The 17,994-nt window shown below is 55.9% G+C and carries 14 protein-coding genes; 5 read left to right on the forward strand and 9 right to left on the reverse strand.

Annotated elements, in window-relative coordinates:
- Positions 1–50: 50 nt before the first annotated feature.
- The 4 genes from J2I47_RS13215 to J2I47_RS13230 form a co-directional block, all read right to left on the reverse strand.
- Positions 51–413 (reverse strand): DUF2237 family protein, encoded by a 363-nt coding sequence (locus J2I47_RS13215; RefSeq protein WP_207365068.1) that lies wholly within the window; start codon positions 411–413, stop codon positions 51–53.
- Positions 414–594: 181 nt separating this feature from the next.
- Entirely contained in the window at positions 595–3,045 is a 2,451-nt protein-coding gene (locus J2I47_RS13220; protein WP_207365069.1) for an ABC transporter permease, read from the reverse strand.
- 312 nt (positions 3,046–3,357) lie between these two features.
- Positions 3,358–4,710 (reverse strand): M20/M25/M40 family metallo-hydrolase, encoded by a 1,353-nt coding sequence (locus tag J2I47_RS13225; RefSeq protein WP_207365070.1) that lies wholly within the window; start codon positions 4,708–4,710, stop codon positions 3,358–3,360.
- Positions 4,711–4,826: 116 nt separating this feature from the next.
- Positions 4,827–5,438 (reverse strand): HupE/UreJ family protein, encoded by a 612-nt coding sequence (locus tag J2I47_RS13230; protein WP_207365071.1) that lies wholly within the window; start codon positions 5,436–5,438, stop codon positions 4,827–4,829.
- Between the two features lie 109 nt (positions 5,439–5,547).
- On the opposite strand from J2I47_RS13230, the gene J2I47_RS13235 reads away from it, so the two are divergent.
- Complete coding sequence (locus tag J2I47_RS13235; protein ID WP_207365072.1) at positions 5,548–6,879, forward strand: alpha-L-fucosidase; 1,332 nt, start codon at positions 5,548–5,550, stop codon at positions 6,877–6,879.
- Between the two features lie 274 nt (positions 6,880–7,153).
- On the opposite strand, the gene J2I47_RS13240 is transcribed toward J2I47_RS13235, so the two are convergent.
- Positions 7,154–7,747, reverse strand: coding sequence for a cysteine hydrolase family protein (locus tag J2I47_RS13240; RefSeq protein ID WP_207365073.1), 594 nt, complete (start codon positions 7,745–7,747; stop codon positions 7,154–7,156).
- 218 nt (positions 7,748–7,965) lie between these two features.
- Positions 7,966–9,201 (reverse strand): DNA polymerase Y family protein, encoded by a 1,236-nt coding sequence (locus tag J2I47_RS13245; protein ID WP_229374586.1) that lies wholly within the window; start codon positions 9,199–9,201, stop codon positions 7,966–7,968.
- A gap of 176 nt (positions 9,202–9,377) precedes the next feature.
- On the opposite strand from J2I47_RS13245, the gene J2I47_RS13250 reads away from it, so the two are divergent.
- Positions 9,378–10,094 carry a LexA family transcriptional regulator gene (locus J2I47_RS13250; protein ID WP_207365075.1) on the forward strand — a complete coding sequence of 239 codons (717 nt, stop codon included), beginning with the start codon at positions 9,378–9,380 and terminating at the stop codon, positions 10,092–10,094.
- Between the two features lie 114 nt (positions 10,095–10,208).
- On the opposite strand, the gene J2I47_RS13255 is transcribed toward J2I47_RS13250, so the two are convergent.
- Positions 10,209–10,964 carry a hypothetical protein gene (locus J2I47_RS13255; RefSeq protein ID WP_207365076.1) on the reverse strand — a complete coding sequence of 252 codons (756 nt, stop codon included), beginning with the start codon at positions 10,962–10,964 and terminating at the stop codon, positions 10,209–10,211.
- Positions 10,965–11,058: 94 nt separating this feature from the next.
- Here J2I47_RS13255 and J2I47_RS13260 point away from each other — a divergent pair, with 94 nt between their 5' ends.
- Both J2I47_RS13260 and J2I47_RS13265 read left to right on the forward strand, forming a co-directional pair.
- A complete protein-coding gene (locus J2I47_RS13260; RefSeq protein ID WP_207365077.1) occupies positions 11,059–12,198 on the forward strand; it encodes a lactonase family protein in 1,140 nt (379 codons plus the stop codon).
- Positions 12,199–12,344: 146 nt separating this feature from the next.
- Positions 12,345–12,941, forward strand: a complete 597-nt coding sequence (locus J2I47_RS13265) for a 3-keto-disaccharide hydrolase (RefSeq protein WP_207365078.1) — start codon at positions 12,345–12,347, stop codon at positions 12,939–12,941.
- Positions 12,942–13,033: 92 nt separating this feature from the next.
- Here J2I47_RS13265 and J2I47_RS13270 read toward each other — a convergent pair whose 3' ends face one another.
- On the reverse strand, positions 13,034–14,197 hold the full coding sequence (locus J2I47_RS13270) for an SMP-30/gluconolactonase/LRE family protein (RefSeq protein WP_207365079.1): 1,164 nt from the start codon (positions 14,195–14,197) through the stop codon (positions 13,034–13,036).
- 243 nt (positions 14,198–14,440) lie between these two features.
- On the opposite strand from J2I47_RS13270, the gene J2I47_RS13275 reads away from it, so the two are divergent.
- Positions 14,441–15,625, forward strand: a complete 1,185-nt coding sequence (locus tag J2I47_RS13275) for a lipase family protein (RefSeq protein ID WP_207365080.1) — start codon at positions 14,441–14,443, stop codon at positions 15,623–15,625.
- Positions 15,626–15,765: 140 nt separating this feature from the next.
- Here the strand turns inward: J2I47_RS13275 and dnaG are convergent, their stop codons facing one another.
- Positions 15,766–17,883, reverse strand: coding sequence for a DNA primase (gene dnaG, locus J2I47_RS13280; protein ID WP_207365081.1), 2,118 nt, complete (start codon positions 17,881–17,883; stop codon positions 15,766–15,768).
- Positions 17,884–17,994 lie beyond the last annotated feature (111 nt).

Genomic DNA, 17,994 nt, shown 5'->3' on the forward strand with positions numbered 1-17,994 from the left:
AAGATAACGTATCTGTGCATACGAGGACCCCACAAACCCGTTAACCGTTGTTACTCCTCAAAAGCCAGTCCGCGCAGGTCGTCCAGTTCGATGTAATGCAGTGCCCGTTCGTGCGTGCAGGCCAGCAGTACGGGTGGGGCCACGCCCGCGTCGTGAGCTTCTTTCCAGCGCAGGGCGCACAAACACCAGCGGTCACCGGGTTTCAAGCCGGGAAACTGGTAGTCAGGGCGAGGCGTAGAGAGGTCATTCCCCCGCGAGCGGGTGAAGGTGAGAAACGGCTCGGTCATGATGGCGCAGACCACGTGCCGCCCCTGGTCCCGATCATCAGTACGGCAGAATCCATCCCGATAAAACCCCGTCATGGGTTGTGTGCAGCAGCAGGTCAGTGCGCCGCCAAGTACGTTTTTAGGCATGTTGAAGAAAGGGAACCACTGATTAGCGCGGATTTTTTTGGACAGGATTTGCAGGATGGCAGCGGACGCCGCGCGGGATGAACAGGATTTTTCATGCTCTGCTAATCTGCTCCAGAGTAATAAAGAAATCCTGTCCAAAAAAATCCGCACTAATTAGCGGTCTACTAAAGTAACCCTTAATTTACTCAGATCGCAGGCTCCTGATGGGGTTGGCGAGGGCAGCGCGGATGCTTTGGAACGATACCGTGAACAGGGCAATAAGCACAGCCAGTAAACCTGCCCCGGCAAAAATCCACCAGTCGAGGGGGGTTTTGTCGGCGAAGTTCTGGAGCCAGCGGTTCATGGCCCACCATGCCAGCGGGGCAGCCAGGACAAACGCCACAAATACCAGTTTCAGGAAATCTTTGCTCAGCAAGGTGGCAATGCCTGCAACGCTGGCCCCCAGCACCTTTCGTACGCCAATTTCTTTAGTGCGCTGCTGAGCCATAAACGTGGCCAGCCCAAACAAACCCAGACAGGCAATGAAGATAGCCAGTCCTGCTGCTACACCAAAAAGCTGGCCGTACTGATGCTCGGTGCGGTATTGCTCGTTGTATTTTTCGTCGACGAAGAAGTAATCGAAGGGATTGCCGGGGTAGCTGGCTTTGTATAAACGCTCCAGTTCAGCCAGCTTTTGGGGCATCTGTCCGGGGGTAAGGCGCACGGTCACGTACCCGTTGTTGGCCCTGGGGAAAAACACGATCGGGTCGACAGACTGTTTGGGCGACTGATGCCGGTAGTTGCTCACCACGCCCGCCACCTCATAGTTGGCTCCCCATTTCACAATCTGCCCCACGGCTTCCTTGGCCGAGTTAAACCCCATAGCCAGGGCTGCCTTTTCATTGAGCAACACATAGCCGCCTTTCTCATAAGGCGTTTCGGTCATGGTCGGGTTGAAATTTTGTCCCGCCGCCATCTTTATACCGAACGTGGGTACATAGCGGTCGTCGACGAAAAGTACGTTGTAGCTCTTCTGCTCGTCGCCGGGTCGGGCTACCTGCCGGGTGATACCATTGCCGCTAAAGTTGTACCACCGACCAGGTACGTTGCCCGCGTCGCACCAGGTTTCGACGTACGAGAGTGCCGCCACCTGCTGCTTGAAGGCCGCCCGGCGGTTCTTGAAATCGGGCTGATCTTTGCCTACCGCCGGCCCTTCGATGGTCAGCAATTGGGCCGTACGCATACCCAGGGGCCTGTTTTGCAGGAAATGAAGCTGCCGATACATCACCATCGTGACCACCACCAGCACCACGGCAATGCCAAACTGCACCACCACCAGCCCCTGCCGCAGCCAGGCCGACCGGCCCGTTTTGGCAACCCCCGCCCGCACCACTTCGGCGGCGCGGGTGCGGGTCATGGCAAAGGCCACATAGCCGCCAGACAGCAGGGCACCCGCCAACAGGGCCAGTAGCCCCCAGACCCAGAACCTACCCTGACCAGACTCCCCCTCCAGCAACGCACTCAGCGACAGGTCTTTTTCCACAAACCCATTCAGCACGGGCTGAAGCAACGTCAGCAGCAGCAAACCCAGAGCCAAACCCAGGGCGTTTAATAATAGCGATTCGCCCAGAAGCTGCCCTGCCAACTGGCTATTAGTAGCCCCTACTATTTTGCGAAGGCCTACTTCTTTAGCCCGTTGCAGAGCCGTAGCGGTGCTGAGATTCACATAGTTGAGCCAGGCGATAAGCACAATCAGCAGGGCCAGGCCACCCAGCAGATACACAAAGCTGAGGCTGCCCGTAGTGACCATGGCGTCGCCCAGGGAGGAAGCCAGATGCTGGTTGGTCAGCGGTTGCAGCCGGACAGACGTTTGGGCTTCGTCGGGCTTTTTCTGGCGGTAAAACTGGGTCAGCTTTTTGTCCAATGCGCCAATGTTGGCCGTGGGGGACAGCAGCAGGTAGGAAGTCAGAAAATTGTTGCCATAGGACGTCAGGTCGGCCCAGGTGTTGCCGTTGAGATTAGCCGGAATAGCCAGCGTTTTGAGCGAAAACAGAATATCGAATTGCAGGTCTGAGTTGGCAGGCATGTTGGCATAAACGCCTCCAACAGCATAAAGAATGGTGCCAAACTGGCCATTGACCGTCAGCGTTTTACCCAGTGCAGGCTGTGTGCCGAAATATTTACGGGCAGCAGCTTCGGACAGAAAAACGGCGTTGGGCTGACGTAATGCCGCCGCCGATCCGCTACGCAGGGGGAAGCTGAAAAGCGAAAAAAAGCTGTCGTCGACAAAGGCCACGGCCTCTTCCCGAAAGGCCTGCACGGTGCCGTCGGGGCGGGTACTGCTTACGATGCCCTGCGCCCCGCCCGTGAAGATCCGGCAGGCCGCCTGCACTTCGCCGAAGATAGGCTTGGCATCAGCCACGAGGCCGGCCGGGGTGTATTCACTAGTTTCGCCGGTGGGGCCTTGAAACAGCACCCGGTAGATGTCCACCCGCTTTTCGTGGAACTGATTTACGCTCCGCTCGAAGGCCACATATTCCCACAGCAGCCCAAAGGTGGCAATGCCCAGCCCCAGGCCTACGATATTGATACCGGTGAAGATGCGGTTTTTCTGGAGGTTGCGGAGGCTGATGGTCAGGTAGTGGCGAAACATAAACGGGTTGTCTAGTGGTGTATGTTACTCTGTGCAGGTGGGTGTGGTTACGGGCTGTAGCTATTTTTGTCATCCCGACGAGAGGAGGGATCTACTTTCCTACAAATAGACTAAGCATCAGGAAAGTAGATCCCTCCTCTCGTCGGGATGACAAAAAAGATTACTCTGAGTGGATTCGCCTTAGGCCATATCTCAGGCTAAGTACCTCTACCTCAACAGATGTGCCAGTAACAAGAAAGGCCCTCTTGATATGCAAGAGGGCACTTTTCACCCGTTTACCTGTCCGAAACCGGACGGGCTTTGTCCGCCACTTCAACGCAAATTGGGCGAGGGCAGGATAGGCAGGCTTTCGTTACCATCGTTGCTGACGGCCTGCACGGCGTAGAAGTAGTTGTCTTTGGAATAAGGCAGCGTCATGCCCAGTTTGGTGGTGAAGAATTTCTTCTGCCAGTAGGGCATGTGGGTTTCACGCATGAGCACGTAGTAGCCTTTTACGGTGCCGGTTTTCGGGGCCTGCCAGTAGAGGGCGGTGCCGTTGGTGAGGTTGCGCACTTCAATCGTCACCTGCTGTGGTGTGGCGGGGGCCTTGGCGAGGTTAGCCAGCGTGGCCAGGTTCACGGCCGTGTTTTTCCGCAGGTAGTCGAAGTCCATAAATTTAACCAGATCGCCAAACTCGGTGCCGTTTTCCGTGCGGATGTCCTGATGCTGATGGTCGTAGTTTTCGTTCATCTCGGTCAGACGCACGGCGGCAAAACCACGCTGTACGTAGGGCGTATGGTCGCCGCCGCGTAGGTAACGGTCGTTGCGGTACACGGTCACGATCTCCAAGTTATCCACGTAGCGTTCGCCGGTTTCTTTCACGTAGCGGGCCAGGGTGCGGGCTTTGCCGTCGTTCTCCAGACCGAACTGCCGGATGTTGACGGCCTTATCGGTGGTTTGGTTCAGGGGCAGTCCTTCACTGAACACCCGCAGCCGCGTGTTGTCGATGATGCGCGTTTCCGAGCTGTTGTTGCTGCCCATGATATCGTTGTTCAGCACGGCTTCGAGGTTCCATTTCTCCTGCACGGCCCGTTCGCTCAGGTGGTCGGCGCCCAAAAGGCCCTGTTCTTCGCCCGTGAGGGCCACAAAAATGACCGTGGCCGGAAAACTCGATTTGCTCATCACGCGGCACAGTTCCATCACCGCCGCCGTACCCGACCCGTCGTCGTTGGCACCGGGGGCATCGCTTTCGCGGTTCATGACGTTGGTGACGCGGCTGTCCATGTGCCCCTGTACAATAAACACCCGGTCGTCGGCGGGGTTGGTGCCTTTCAGGGTCGCCATCACGTTGCCCATGTCGGCGGGTTTGTCAATGCGTTTGCCGTCGGCAGCCAGGGTCCAGGTGTCGAGCGTGGCCGTAAGCCGCCCGCCTGACCCTTTGGCGTATTGCTGAAATTTACCCAAAATCCACTGCCGGGCTGCGCCGATGCCCTTTTTGGAGTCAGACGTGGTGCTGAGCGTATGGCGGGTGCCAAACCGAACCAGCCCTTCCACGTGCGCCCGCAGACTGTCGGGCGATACCTGCGCCACGAGGTCGGCAATCTGCGGGTCGCGCTGCATAGTAGTTTGGCCCGAAGCAGCCACTGGTAAAAGCAAAAAGAGGTAACGTAGTTGTTTGTGAAGCATATGCGAGGTGTTGAAGCAGGATGCGGGACGTTGGATGCTGGATACTGGACATTGGATGGCTGACATCCGTATCCAGCATCCAATGTCCAGTATCCAATGCCCAATATCTCCCTTTTTTACCCGTTTCGGCTCATCAGCGGGTTGTTTATAATCAGCGATAGGGCCATGCCGGCCACGATGCCCGATACTACCAGCACCCAATCGCGGGGGCGAATGTGAAGCAACCGGAGGGCAATTTGTGCCACGCCCAGAATGAGGACCACGATGAGCAACTGTCCCAGTTCCAGGCCCAGGTTGAACGCCAGCAACGGCTGCCAGATGTCGGCTTCGCGGCCCAGCAAACTGCGAAGGTAGTTGGAGAAGCCCAGTCCGTGAATCAGCCCGAAGCCCCCCGCCAGCATATACCGCCCCACGGCCCGGCGGGGTTGGGGCGTGGCAAACCGGCTGGTGTCTTCTTGAAAAAAGAAATTGACCGCAGCCGTAATCAGAATCGTGACCGGGATGAGGAGTTCGACCACATCAGTGCGAAAGGCAACCAGGCGCAGGGTAGCCAGGGCGAGGGTGATGGAATGGCCCAGCGTAAAGGCCGTGACCAGCACCAGCACCTGCCGCCACTGCCGGGCAGTGTACACAGCACACAGGGCCACCACAAACAGCACATGGTCATAGCCGCCGGGGTCGGTAATATGGTCGAAGCCCAGCCCGAGGTAGATCAGAAAGTCATCCATGCCCGCAAAAGTAGTGCGTTGCTGCTCGCTCCTTTACAGAAAAGAACGGCACAACCCCACCCACTACGCCATGATAGCTTCGCCTCTACGTGACTCGTTACTTTACCGCTTGATACTTCTCCTGTGTTTCGCCCAGCCAGTTTCGGCCCAGCTTATCGGGGGTGGCGAACTTAACCCCGGCGTTCATACCAATCGGGCCGCGTTGGCGCGGTTTCAGCAGGCGCGCGTGGGGGTCAGCATCCATTGGGGACCAAACTCAATCGGCGGACGCGAGATTAGCTGGTCGCGCGGGCAGGACACACCCAAAGCCACCTACGACGCTTATTACCAATCCTTTAACCCAACGTTATACAACGCCGATGCGTGGGTCAGCCTCTTCGCCGATTTCGGCGCCAGGTACGTGGTTTTCACCAGCAAACACCACGATGGCTTTTCGATGTGGCACTCGCGGTTTTCTGATTATGACATTGAAAATACCCCTTTCAAGCGCGACATACTCCGGGAATTGGCCGATGCCTGCCAGCGGCGGCAGTTGCTTTTTGGCACCTACTATTCTACCCTCGACTGGTATCACCCCGACTACCAGCCCTATGGTCACGGTGGCCCCGGCAACCTGTTTCCGAAGCAGGCCGACACACCCAACCTGAACCGCTACTGGATACATGCCCGCAACCAGTTGCGCGAACTGGTGGAGAATTATCATACGCAGATTATCCAGTTCGACGGGGACTGGGACAGTACCTGGACACACGAAGTGGGAAGCCATATGTACGTTTATCTGCGTAAGCTGAACGATAACCTGCTGATCAACAACCGCACCGACAAGGGCCGATACCCGCCCCCACCCCACAAAACCAAAGGTCCCTGGCGCGCCGATCTGTTTGCCGGTGATTTCGAGGAGCGCGAACGCATCACCACCAATTTCGAAGCCGTTCAACCCGAGGTGCTGGGCAAGGCAACGTACCCCTGGCAGGCCTGGGTCACGCTCGACCGGTCGCAGTGGTCATGGAAACCTACGTTCAAATTTATGGGTGCTCAGGAACTGGTCATCGATCTGCTTCGTACCGTTGGCGACGGCGGCAATTACCTCATCAACGTTGGCCCCCGCCCCGACGGACGGTTTGAACCCGAAGCAGAAAAGACCCTGCGCGAAGCAGGCAAATGGGTGAAAAAATACGCCTCGGCCATCTACGGCACCGAGGGCGGCCCGTTTGTGCAGGAGGGGAAATTTACGAGCACGAAGCGGGGTAAAACCATTCACCTGTTTGTCTATGATCCCGCGCTCAGCACCATCACCCTGCCAACAGAAACCCTGCGCATCAAAGCCATTCGCACCGAAGCGCAGCAGCCGGTGCCATTTACGCAACAGGGAAAGCAAACGACGGTAATCCTCCAGACCCGCGCCCCGTTTTTGCAGAAGATCACTATAGACGTTCAGTGACGATTAACCAAATGGACAACCAGACCCGTTTTCGAGGCAAACCGAATCGATTCTGTCCGGCTGCCTGATTACGGGGCTAACGGTATCTATTTCGTCACGATCTGCACCCGCCACCGGGCCTATTTCTTCGGCGACATTGAAGAGGGGCCAACTGGTTATTTCCTGAACCCAACCCCCACTAGTCAGCGGGCGATTGACCGTTGGCTGGCAATCCCGTTTCCATGACCCCGTGGTCCGCAACACCACCCAGCCGGCGTCCGTATAACCGGGAAGCCTACGCCATCAGACTAGCTAAATCCAGCGCTGAAGACGGTGTAATGTCAGCTTTCAACACGCGCTGCATGTAGGTGAGGGCGTCTTGTTTATAGGTTTCCTGCTCTGCGGCAACGCAATCGGCGGGGATGAACAGCTCCAGGTCGCGGACGAAGGCGTCGTTGGCCGAGAAGAGAATGCACGAATCGGCACTGATGCCAGTCAGGATCAACCGCTTCACACCCATATACAGCAACAGCGTTTCGAGGGTGGTGGCGTAGAAAGCCGAATGCTTGGGTTTGATCACTACATAATCGGCTGGGTTAGGCCTGAGCAGATTAGCAATGGGCCTGCCGCGCACATTGTTGGCAAGGCAATGGTTGAGCAGGTCGCCGAAATCCGAACGCCACCGGCCAAAATTATCATTGACGTAAATAACCGGAATACCCGCCTCAACAGACCGTTCTTTCAGGGTAGCGATGTGTTGTGCCGCTGTCAACGTCGGTTCCAGCAGGTTTTCTGCGCCGGGGAATTCCAGGTCATTGATCATGTCAATGATGAGCAGAGCCACCGGGGCCGAGTCGGGTACGTTGCCGTCTAAATCTTCATTTTTCATAGTTGACTACAACTAACTGCTGACCTCGTCTACGTCCTGCCAGGTTGGGCAGCCACGCGGCATGACAACAGCACTACGTCTTTCCTGAACTGAAACCGGCCTGTTCTGTTCGGAAAGTGCCAACACCAGCGGGCCTTTGTCAGAGAAAAGGCCCTCGGTATCGATTCGCAGCCGTTGCCGGCTACTCATGCCCGCTGGGCCGGTTACCAATATGCCAACTACACCGCCTCCCAGTCGGTGATGTCGTGCAGGTCTTTGATGGAGCCAAAACCAATTAGCTCTTTGACAGGGGTTTCGGGGCGAATTTGGGTGGCGCGTACGAGGGTGTTGGGGCCAAATCGGTCGTTGATGGCGTAGAGCGTTTGCCGGAATTTGTCTTTGCGGGTGTTGTCTTCAAACAAATCATACTGCACCATGTCGGCGGGCATGAAGTCGGTGACGCCCACGCCAATTTGCCGCACGTCGGCGTTCAGGAGCGGGGTACAGCGGTGGGCCTGCTGGTAATTGTCCATGCGGCTGCACAGCGTAGTGTACAGGTCAATGCCGTCCTGCATCGGAATACTCACCGTGAGTTCATCTTCGTAGCGTTTGCCGTTCCAGTAGCGCACCCATCCCTGCAGCCGCTGACAGAAAAGCTGCTGCCGCACCATGCGCCGTTCGAGCGTCAGGCAGAGGGTCCGCAAAATCGTGTGCAGCGTTTCGACCGACTGCCGTTGCGCGCCCGACACCGACCGGATCGCCTGCATTTGTTTGTAGGCCTGCGTGGCCATGTCTACCTCCCCGCCGAAGTTGAGCCGCAGGTGCCAGTGCCAGCCCACAATGCTTTTGCAAACCAGTTTAAGCCGGTCTGGCGAGGCGTAGCGCAGTTCGAGAGGGGTGTTGATGCCCCCCGCCTCTAACCGTGCCGACATGCCATGGGCAATGCCGGGCAGATCGGTAAGGGTCAGCTTAGCCAGTACGTCGTCGATGTTGGCCGGCGAGATGATAGTCAGGCCATCGGGTTTTTGGAGGGTAGAGGCGAGTTTGGCCAGAAACGCGTTGGGCGCAATGCCGATGGAACAGCGCAGGTAGTCGCCCACGTCGGTGCGGATAGCCTGCTTAATGCGCCGGGCCACGTCGGTCATGCTGGGGTAGGCCAACTGGTAGCGGGTGAGGTCAACGATGGCCTCGTCGATGCTCTTGGGCAGCACCTCGTCGGCGAAGCGTTTGAGTACGTTGATAAGTTTAACGTGGTAGTCGCGATACCGGCTGGGGTGGGTTTCTACGGGGACCAGATCGGGACATAGCTGCATGGCTTCGTCGAGGCGCATACCCGTTTTCACGCCCCGCCCTTTGGCTTCTATAGACGGCGCAATCACGCAGCCCTGCCTGCCCGTATACACGCAAACGGCCACGGGCCGCCCCCGCAACCAATGGTTGTCCTGCTGTTCGCAACTGGCGAAAAAGCTGTTCATATCAACAAAAAGCACCGTTGGCTCAGTATGCGTACGCAATCGATTAGCATTCATCAAAAAGCGGCTAAAAACTCTAACATTATGCTTTCCTTTTGATAGTAATTGTTGTAAAATTGCAAGAGGACGGTGCAATATATTTTACTTATAATATACTATCCAAATTCTGTAACATAAAAATGGAAGAGTGCGCTATGAACATCGAGGCAGTGGAAACGATTCAGGACCGGCTGAAACAGGTATTTGACGGTTTGGGCCTGACGATTTATCAGATTGCCAAAGACTTAGGCGAGAACCCGTCTAAATTTTATAATATTCTGAGCGGACGGGCAAAACCCTCCTACGATACGATCATGAGTTTGCTGGCCTGCTACCCACAGATCAGGGCCGACTACCTGCTCCGGGGTATTTTGCCCGTCCTGGGCGAAGGTGTCAGCGAAGGCAACAGCCGGTTTGTAGTAGCCGAAGAAAACCTGATTGAAGTACCCTTTGTGCCCATCAAGTTCTACGCGAGTTTTGTGGAAACTTACACCGAAGGCTTCCGCAAGATGGACATGGAAACCTACCGCGTGCGCAACGCGTCTATTCGCTCCAACAAGCCGGTAGTCGTCATCGAAATTTCGGGCAACAGCATGACGCCTCAGCTTAGCAACGGGGCTAAAGTGCTGGCCGAACAGGTGGATCAAAGCAACTGGGAATACCAGTCGGGCGGAATCTTTGCGGTTATGTACCGCGACTTTTTCGTGATCAAGCGCATCCGCGACAACGAACTGCTCACCAAAAAATACCTGACGCTTCACTCCGACAATCCGCTGGGTGGCAGCGTAACCGTAGGCCACAAAGACCTGCGCGGCATGTGGAAAATCGTCAGCATCGTCGATTCGCCAGTGGAATAAAAAAGGAGGAAGGGAAGAAAGCGGGAAAGGGAGGAATGGATTGCTGACGCGAGAATAATACGCCTACGTCAGCAATCCATTCCTCCCTTTCCTGCTTTCTTCCCTTCCTCCTTTTTACAAAATTCCCTTCGCGAAATTCAGTACCCCGCCAAGTTGATTGCGGACGGCGGGTTCGGCGGCGGCACCACCGGCGCCACTCAGGCTGCTTACCCCCGACAGCGCACCGCTGATAAGCGAACTACCCATTCCAGAGGCTTCGCCACCCAGGCCGGGCAGGCTACCCTTCATCAGGTTCAGCCCACCCGTAAGTGCCCCCGCCGAACCGAGCAGGCTACCGCCACCACCCAGCAGGTTGCTGATCTGGTTGGCACCGAGGGCCATTTTTACCAGCGAAACCGCCTTGGTAATCAGATTGCCTTTCACCATGCCGCTCTGTACGCCCGGAATCAGTTTGCGCAAATTAGCCGCCTGATTCATGAGTTTTCCCTTGAAATCGCCTTTGCTGGTTGCAGCCTGCGCTTCGGCAGCGTCGGCACCCGCTTTCAGGGCACTGGCAGCTGCACTTTTGTCTCCCTTCTCGCTTGCGGCTACCGCTTTGTCGAGTGTGGCGGCGGCCGAGTCAGTCGGGGTAGTCATGGTCGTGGCTGAGTCTGTGACGGGGGCAGCAGTGCCAGAAGATACCGGTGCCGGGGCGGGCATAGCGGCGGGGGCGGGCATCTGTGCCGGAGCAGGCATGGCAGCCGGCGCGGGCATAGCCGATGGGGCAGGAGCCTTCGGCATAGTAGCAGGCACCTGCGCCTGAGCAGCCATAGTGCCGGCAACGAACAGCGACAGCATGGCAGCAGGACGAATAAATTGAGTATAGGTCATAGACAAGATGGTTTGTGCAACGATATTGCCGAAACCCTTCGGCAGTACCAACCCGGTAAAGACAGATTAACCGCGTCTTAGTAACGCATCTTACATGAATATACCCGCATTCCTACTTCCTCTTTTACTCATCGGCACAACAGTTGGTTTAGCACAATCCAGCCGATCCATAGATCGACTCTACGTTGGTACGTACTCAATGCGGGGCAGCGATGGAATCTATGTAGTAGAACTGGACCGGCAAACAGGCGAACTCCGGCAAACGGGGTCGGCAAAGAATGACCAGAACCCGTCGTTTCTGGCCCTGCACCCCAACAAACGATTTTTGTACGCGGGCAACGAAGCTAGCAAAGGCCTCAACGCGGTGACGGCCTACGCTATCGACGCTAAAACGGGCAACCTCACCCTGCTGAACCAACAGCCCGCGCAGGGTGGCGGCCCCTGCTATATCAGCCTCGACAAAACGGGCAAGCTAGCTTTTACGGCAGCTTACGGAGGCGGTGCATTTAATGCATTTACGGTAAGTTCCGACGGTCAGCTGGGTTCCTCTATTAAGACCGAGATGTATCATGGCAGCAACGCGGCCAACCCCCGTCAGGATGCGCCCCATGCCCACTCGGCTACCGTCTCGCCCGATGGTAAATCAGTCTACGTGTGCGATTTGGGCAACGACCGGGTGTATCAGTATGCCATTGATGCTGCCGCCAAAATGCCCGTAATGCCTGTCAACCCTCCTTTTGTTACGGTTAAAGCCGAATCGGGGCCGCGGCACATGGCTATCAGCGCCAACGGCAAGTTCGCTTACCTGGTAGAAGAGTTGGCCTCATCAGTAGCCGTATTTAGCCGCGACACCAAAACGGGTAACCTGACCCTGCTTCAGGACAGGGTACAGACCCTGCCCGCTGACTTCACCGGCAGAAGCAAGAACACCTCTGCGGATATCCACCTCGACCCATCGGGGCATTTTCTGTACCAGTCGAACAGGGGACATGATGCCCTGGCGGTGTTGCGGGTAGAAAAAGACGGTAAGCTGACCCTGCTGGGCCACACGCCCACCGGCGGCAAAACGCCCCGCAACTTCTGGATGGACCCGCGCGGCGAATTTGTCATTGTAGCCAACCAAACCACCGACAACCTCGTGTCGTTTCGGCGCGATGCCAAAACGGGTATGCTCTCTCCCACCGGCCATGAACTAAAAATCCCCGCCCCCGTCTGTGTTATCTCCGCTCAGTGACCGGTTTTTTAGACAGGATTAGCAGGATGGCGGGATTCACAGGATTTTCCTTTTGCTTCTGCCAGGAATTGAAAAAATCCTGTGAATCCCGCCATCCTGCTAATCCTGTCTAAAAACCCTTTCTTTACTAATCAAACTCAACTAATATGCTCCGATTACTCCCGCTTATTGCCCTTACCGGCCTGTTGATCAGCGCCGCCCCAACCAAAAAAGTAACGCTCTTCAACGGCAAAGACCTCACCGGCTGGAAGATTTACGGCACCGAGAAATGGTACGTCGACGGGGGCGAGCTAATCTGCGAAAGTGGCCCCGACAAGCAGTATGGCTACCTCGCCACCGAGGCACCGTATAAGAACTTCGACCTGTCGCTGCAATTCAAGCAGGAGGCCAACGGCAACAGCGGCGTTTTTTTCCGGTCCAGCATCGAGGGCACCAAAATCAGCGGCTGGCAGGTAGAAGTGGCCCCCAAAGACCACGATACCGGCGGCATCTACGAATCATATGGCCGGGGCTGGCTGGAGCAGATTCCGCCCGAAAAAGAAACGATCCTGAAACCCGGCGAGTGGAACACGCTCCGCATCCGGGTAGAAGGCGACCACGTACAGACATTCCTGAACAAACAGCCGATGGTGGATATGCACGACGCTAAAATTGGGGCGGCCAACGGCTCTATCGCCCTGCAAATCCACGACGGCGGCGGTATCAAAGTCCGCTGGCGCAAGCTGGTTCTGAAGGAAATATAGCTAAGAGCCAAGAAGCAAGAAAGGGGCTGACGCAGATGTATGTTCGCGTCAGCCCCTTTCTTGCTTCTTGGCTCTTAGCTCTTAGCTCTTAGCTACTTCAAATCAATATACGACATCGTATGCACCTCGTCGGCTTTGGTGTTGACGAAGGCTTTTTCAGGCTTGTCATATTCCGAAATGTAGAGGCGTTTGCCTTTCAGTAGCACCTCGGCAGGTTGATCGAGTCGGCCGTCGTGTCCATCGGTATCGCCGTTCTGGGCCAGTGTGGCCACATTTCCGTTGATGAGGTTCACCGTCATGATCGCATTTTCGCGCGAGTTGCAGAGGTACATGGTGTTGGTGGCCCGGTCAATAATAAGGCCGTCGACGCAGGGGATGGCCTTGTTTACGGTCAGTTTCTCTTTCTTAGCCAGCGACCCGTCGGGTTTCAGGGTCAATTTGTAGAGCGTACCATCGCCGAAGGTACCCGTGTAAAAATTCCCTTTTTCGTCGTAATCCAGCCCATCGGCACCATTGTCGAGTCCCGTTTCGTTGACGGTGGTCGTGAACGTAGCCAGCACGTGCGGGTCTATGGTATTGGGTTTCAGCTTGATCTCACCTTTGTTTAGTTCATCAAGGGTAAAGTGAAATACCGCGCTGCCCTTATCGTCGCCGGGTTTGGTGCCCAGGTTCCATTCACTGTCAGTAACGTAGATTGTGTTGCCCCGCCACACCACCGCATTCGACAGGCCAAAGCCCGTAACTACTGGAGTAACAGCCCCCACCTTGCCATTTTTTATGTCAATACGCATCAGCCGTGACTTAAAATCTTTGCTGTTTTCGTATTGATTATCAGCGTAATAGAGGTTCCCATCAGGACCAAAAGCCAGGTCCATGGGGCAGGCGTGTTTCGTGTCGGGGTGGGCGGGCAAACTGCTCACCAACTGGACAGAATCACCCACGATCTTGAGCAACACGCCCGGATAGGTGTTGTTAGCCAGATTGGGCATCGACAAATAAACGGTACCATCGGGAGCCAGGGCCAGCCCGTCGGGCGTATTGTATTTTGCGGGTAACTTTGTCAGTAATACCGGCGAACCCACAGTGGGTACAGCCTGCCCGGACGCGGGACCGCCCGTATCAGCAGGGTTGTTGCGGGCCGAAGCAGAGTCAATCGACGTGGTGGTGTCGCTGGTGGCCGTGTCAGCTTTTTTCGTTTGCTGGCAGCCAGCCAGTCCGCTGGCGAGCAGGCCAAGCGTAAGAAGATAGCGGTTCATGATCTACGTTCAGGTTTGTTTACCCAGACCTAAACGGGTGGGCGTAAGGTTTGTTGAAAAGCCTTATCATGGACTGCATTGTGACGTTAGCCGCCATTTTGCCTCAAGAATAGAAATCCGCTTTACCGAACAATAACTAGTAAAACTACTCTATTGACTTTGGCTGCATTTTTGCCAGACTACGGCTGCTGTTTGCGCAGCAACCACCATTTGCTCACTCGTTCATCTACAGTACGCCATTCCATGAATACACCAATACCCTCTCTGTTGCTACTATTTTTCTGTTCATTCGTTCTGTCCTGTACCCCCCACGATCCTCAGCCGGAGCCTATTCTAAGCAGTTCGACGCAGGTTGGTTTCTACACGAACGCGGCCTTAAAGAAGCTGGTTACGTCAAATGACTCACTGACCTACAAACCAGCCGATTACGAAGTAACGGTGCACCGAATCGTCTACAAAACAACCCTCGAAGACGGTGTGCAGGTGACGGCGTCGGGCGTGGTTTTTGTACCCAAACAGCTTACACCAGCCGTGAAGCCCTACCCCTTGCTGAGCTATCAGCACGGCACGGCTTTCTCCAACGCCGACGCCCTGTCGAGCGGTAATCTGGCGATTGCGTCTTTCTCTTATCCATTGCTCTATGCCACCTACGGCTACATTGTGGCCTGCCCCGACTACATCGGCTACGGCGAGGCCCGGCGGCAGCTACCCCACCGCTACCAACACCGCCAAACGCTGGCACAGGCTACGGTAGACATGCTGCTGGCGACGAAAGAATTTCTGGCGAAAGAAGGCATCAAGTCCAGCACGCAGACTTTCCTGACGGGATACTCGGAAGGGGGATATGCCAGTTTGGCGGCGCAGAAACTGATTGAAGAAAAGTATGCCGACAAGATTAGCCTCGCTGGGTCGAGTTGCGGGGCGGGACCCTATGCCATGTCGGCGTTTTTCGATTACGTAACCCACAAACCAACCATCGGTGGGGTGGCTAATCATATCTATGCCTGGCAGACGCTGTCGTACAACAGTACCTATAACGTCAACAAACCAATCAGCTATTATTTCAAATCGCCTTATGCGGAGCAGATTGGTCTTTCGCTGGACAATGCCCGCAAGATCACCGTCAGCTTCGACAAGATTTGCACCGATGCATTTCGGGCTGAGGTCCAGGACGGCACGTCGGCTTTCGGTAAAGCCTTGGCCGACAATGACCTCGTCGATTGGAGCACGCAGGTACCTACGCGTCTGATTCACAGTCAGCAAGACGAGATCATTCCGTATCTGGCTACGCAGCAGGTCTACGCTGGTCTGACCAAAAGAGGCTCAAAAAAGCTGAACCTGGTCAGTTTCAAAACCGGCTACCACGTTCCCATCGATGTAATCTCCCTCCGCCGGTCACTGGAGTGGTTTCAATCGCTGCGGGAATGATTTGATTTACGAACGGTCCGCCGTCGCGGTACGAATTACGATGTACGATTTTTGCTTACGCCAGCGCATGATTACTCCGGAGTAAGCAAAAATCGTACATCGTAATTCGTACCGCGACGGCGGACCGTTCGTAAATCAGATCATCCCGAAATAACCGTGCCCAGCAGCCGGGCGATTTCCACGTCGACGCGCTTGAAGTGCATGTAATCGGCCATGAGTTGGTCCGACGTGGTGGGGTCGGTGGTGATGCGGATTTGCTGGAGCAGGTCGTGCATGCGGGTTTCAGCCAGCAGCTTTTTCAAACGCAGGATATTACCATAGGCCGCTTCGGCCAACACGCCCGTGTCTTCTTCGGAGGGCACGAAGATCTTGTGCTTTTCCTCCCAGTTTTCGCTGATTTCGTAGCGTTGTGTCGTGAGGTTAATGGCCTCATACTGAAACGAATTGGCCTGCTCGACGGGCAGGTCGACGCGCTGGTGCATGAAGTCGTCGGCCATCAGGATCCGGCCCTGACTGAACGCGTCGCGAAACAGGGTCAGGAGTTGGCCGTAGGGTTCATGCTGGAAATCGATGTCGTTCAGTTCGCTCAGAATATAGTGGCATAGCGATACGCCCGGCTCCAGTTCGCGGGCACCGTAGTTCATCAACAGCCGAATGCACTCCTCTTCCTGATAAGCCAACGGGGGGCGGTTTTCGCCACCTGCTGGACGTTGAACGTTGGACGTTGGACGTTGGATTTCGCCCGGCGCGGGGGCAATACCAGCTTCGTCGAGGAGGTCGTTGAAAAAATCGTCGGGCGGGCCGTCGGAGAAAGCGGGAGGACTCTGACGAATGCCATCAGGCTGGCCGCCCGCCTTAGTGATGGCATCCATACCAGACCCCGTAGCCGGACGATTGCGGGCGTCGCGCTCCTGCTGCCGGTCGTGGTCTTTTACCTGCTGATCGCGCTGCTTGCGGATGAGGCGATTGCTTTCCGAAATCAGCGTCTGTTCATCTACCTTCAGTTGGCGGGCCGTGGTCTGGAAAAAGACCTGCCGCTTGATGGGGTCGGGAATGCGCGAAATGCTCCCCACAATTTCGCTGATTACCTCGGCACGCTTAAAGGGGTTGTCGCCCGCGTCTTTGAGCAGGTTGTCGGTTTTGAAGGTGATAAAGTCGTGGGCATTTTGTTTGATAAACGCCTTGAAGGCCTCAGCACCCACTTTCCGCACAAAACTGTCGGGGTCGTCGCCGTCGGGGAACATCACCACGCTCACGTTCAGGCCTTCTTCCAGCACCATATCCAGTCCGCGCAGGGCTGCTTTCACGCCCGCCGCGTCGCCATCATACAGGATCGTGACATTGGGCGTAAACCGGCTGATGAGCCGAATCTGCTCAATCGTGAGCGACGTACCCGACGAAGCCACCACGTTTTTGATACCCGCCTGATGCAGCGAAATCACATCGGTATAACCTTCAGTGAGGTAACAAACATCTTCCTGCCGAATGGTTTGCTTGGCCTGGAAGATGCCGTAGAGTACCTGACTTTTGTGGTAAACGTCCGTTTCTGGTGAGTTGAGGTACTTTGGCGCCTTAGGATCTGTTTTCAGAATCCGCGCCCCAAAGGCAATTACCCGCCCCGACACGTTGTGAATCGGGAACATCACCCGCCCCCGAAACCGGTCAAACGTTTTCCCTGACTCTTCACGAACGATAGTTAAACCGGCCTTGCCCAGCACGGTGGGGTTATAGCCTTTTTTGGTGGCGTCGGTCAGCAGGGCGTCCCATTGGTCGGGGCTGTAGCCCAGTTCGAAGGCGGCGAGGGTAGGGGCGGAAAAGCCCCGCTCACGGAAATAGCTCAGACCAATACCGCGCCCTTCGTCGGTTTGGAGCAGGTTTTCCTGGAAAAACGTTTTGGCGTAGTTGAGGGCGATATAGAGGCTTTCGCGCTCGGTCTGGCGGTTTTGCTCTTCGGGCGTGACCTCCTGCTCGGCGATTTCGATGTTATACTTTTTGGCCAGATACCGCAACGCCTCACCGTAGCCGAGGTTTTCTACGTCCATCACAAACCGCACCGGGTCGCCTGCTTTGCCGCAGCCAAAGCACTTGTATATCTGCCGGGCGGGATTAACGTTGAAGGAGGGCGTCTTCTCATTGTGAAACGGACAGCAGGCAATGTAATTCGACCCCCGCCGCTTCAAGGACACAAAATCGCCCACCACCTCCAAAATATCGGCCGCCTGCCGAATTCGCTCAACGGTGTCCTCTGGAATACGCATAAACAAAGATAGGCAGAGAAAGGAGGAAAGGAGGAAAGGAGGAAAGGAGGAAAGGAGGAAAGGAGGAAAGGAGGAAGGGTTGTAACACAGAGCTACACAGAGGGTTCACAG

The organism is Fibrella rubiginis (assembly GCF_017353185.1).
In the GTDB taxonomy this organism is placed as follows: domain Bacteria; phylum Bacteroidota; class Bacteroidia; order Cytophagales; family Spirosomataceae; genus Fibrella; species Fibrella rubiginis.

Excerpts from the sequence above, each read along its gene's own strand:
- J2I47_RS13215 (WP_207365068.1), bottom strand. The coding sequence starts at position 413 with ATGCCTAAAAACGTACTTGGCGGCGCACTGACCTGCTGCTGCACACAA.
- J2I47_RS13220 (WP_207365069.1), bottom strand. The coding sequence starts at position 3,045 with ATGTTTCGCCACTACCTGACCATCAGCCTCCGCAACCTCCAGAAAAAC.
- J2I47_RS13225 (WP_207365070.1), bottom strand. The coding sequence starts at position 4,710 with ATGCTTCACAAACAACTACGTTACCTCTTTTTGCTTTTACCAGTGGCT.
- J2I47_RS13230 (WP_207365071.1), bottom strand. The coding sequence starts at position 5,438 with ATGGATGACTTTCTGATCTACCTCGGGCTGGGCTTCGACCATATTACC.
- J2I47_RS13240 (WP_207365073.1), bottom strand. The coding sequence starts at position 7,747 with ATGAAAAATGAAGATTTAGACGGCAACGTACCCGACTCGGCCCCGGTG.
- J2I47_RS13245 (WP_229374586.1), bottom strand. The coding sequence starts at position 9,201 with ATGAACAGCTTTTTCGCCAGTTGCGAACAGCAGGACAACCATTGGTTG.
- J2I47_RS13250 (WP_207365075.1), top strand. The coding sequence starts at position 9,378 with ATGGAAGAGTGCGCTATGAACATCGAGGCAGTGGAAACGATTCAGGAC.
- J2I47_RS13255 (WP_207365076.1), bottom strand. The coding sequence starts at position 10,964 with ATGACCTATACTCAATTTATTCGTCCTGCTGCCATGCTGTCGCTGTTC.
- J2I47_RS13260 (WP_207365077.1), top strand. The coding sequence starts at position 11,059 with ATGAATATACCCGCATTCCTACTTCCTCTTTTACTCATCGGCACAACA.
- J2I47_RS13265 (WP_207365078.1), top strand. The coding sequence starts at position 12,345 with ATGCTCCGATTACTCCCGCTTATTGCCCTTACCGGCCTGTTGATCAGC.
- J2I47_RS13270 (WP_207365079.1), bottom strand. The coding sequence starts at position 14,197 with ATGAACCGCTATCTTCTTACGCTTGGCCTGCTCGCCAGCGGACTGGCT.
- J2I47_RS13275 (WP_207365080.1), top strand. The coding sequence starts at position 14,441 with ATGAATACACCAATACCCTCTCTGTTGCTACTATTTTTCTGTTCATTC.
- dnaG (WP_207365081.1), bottom strand. The coding sequence starts at position 17,883 with ATGCGTATTCCAGAGGACACCGTTGAGCGAATTCGGCAGGCGGCCGAT.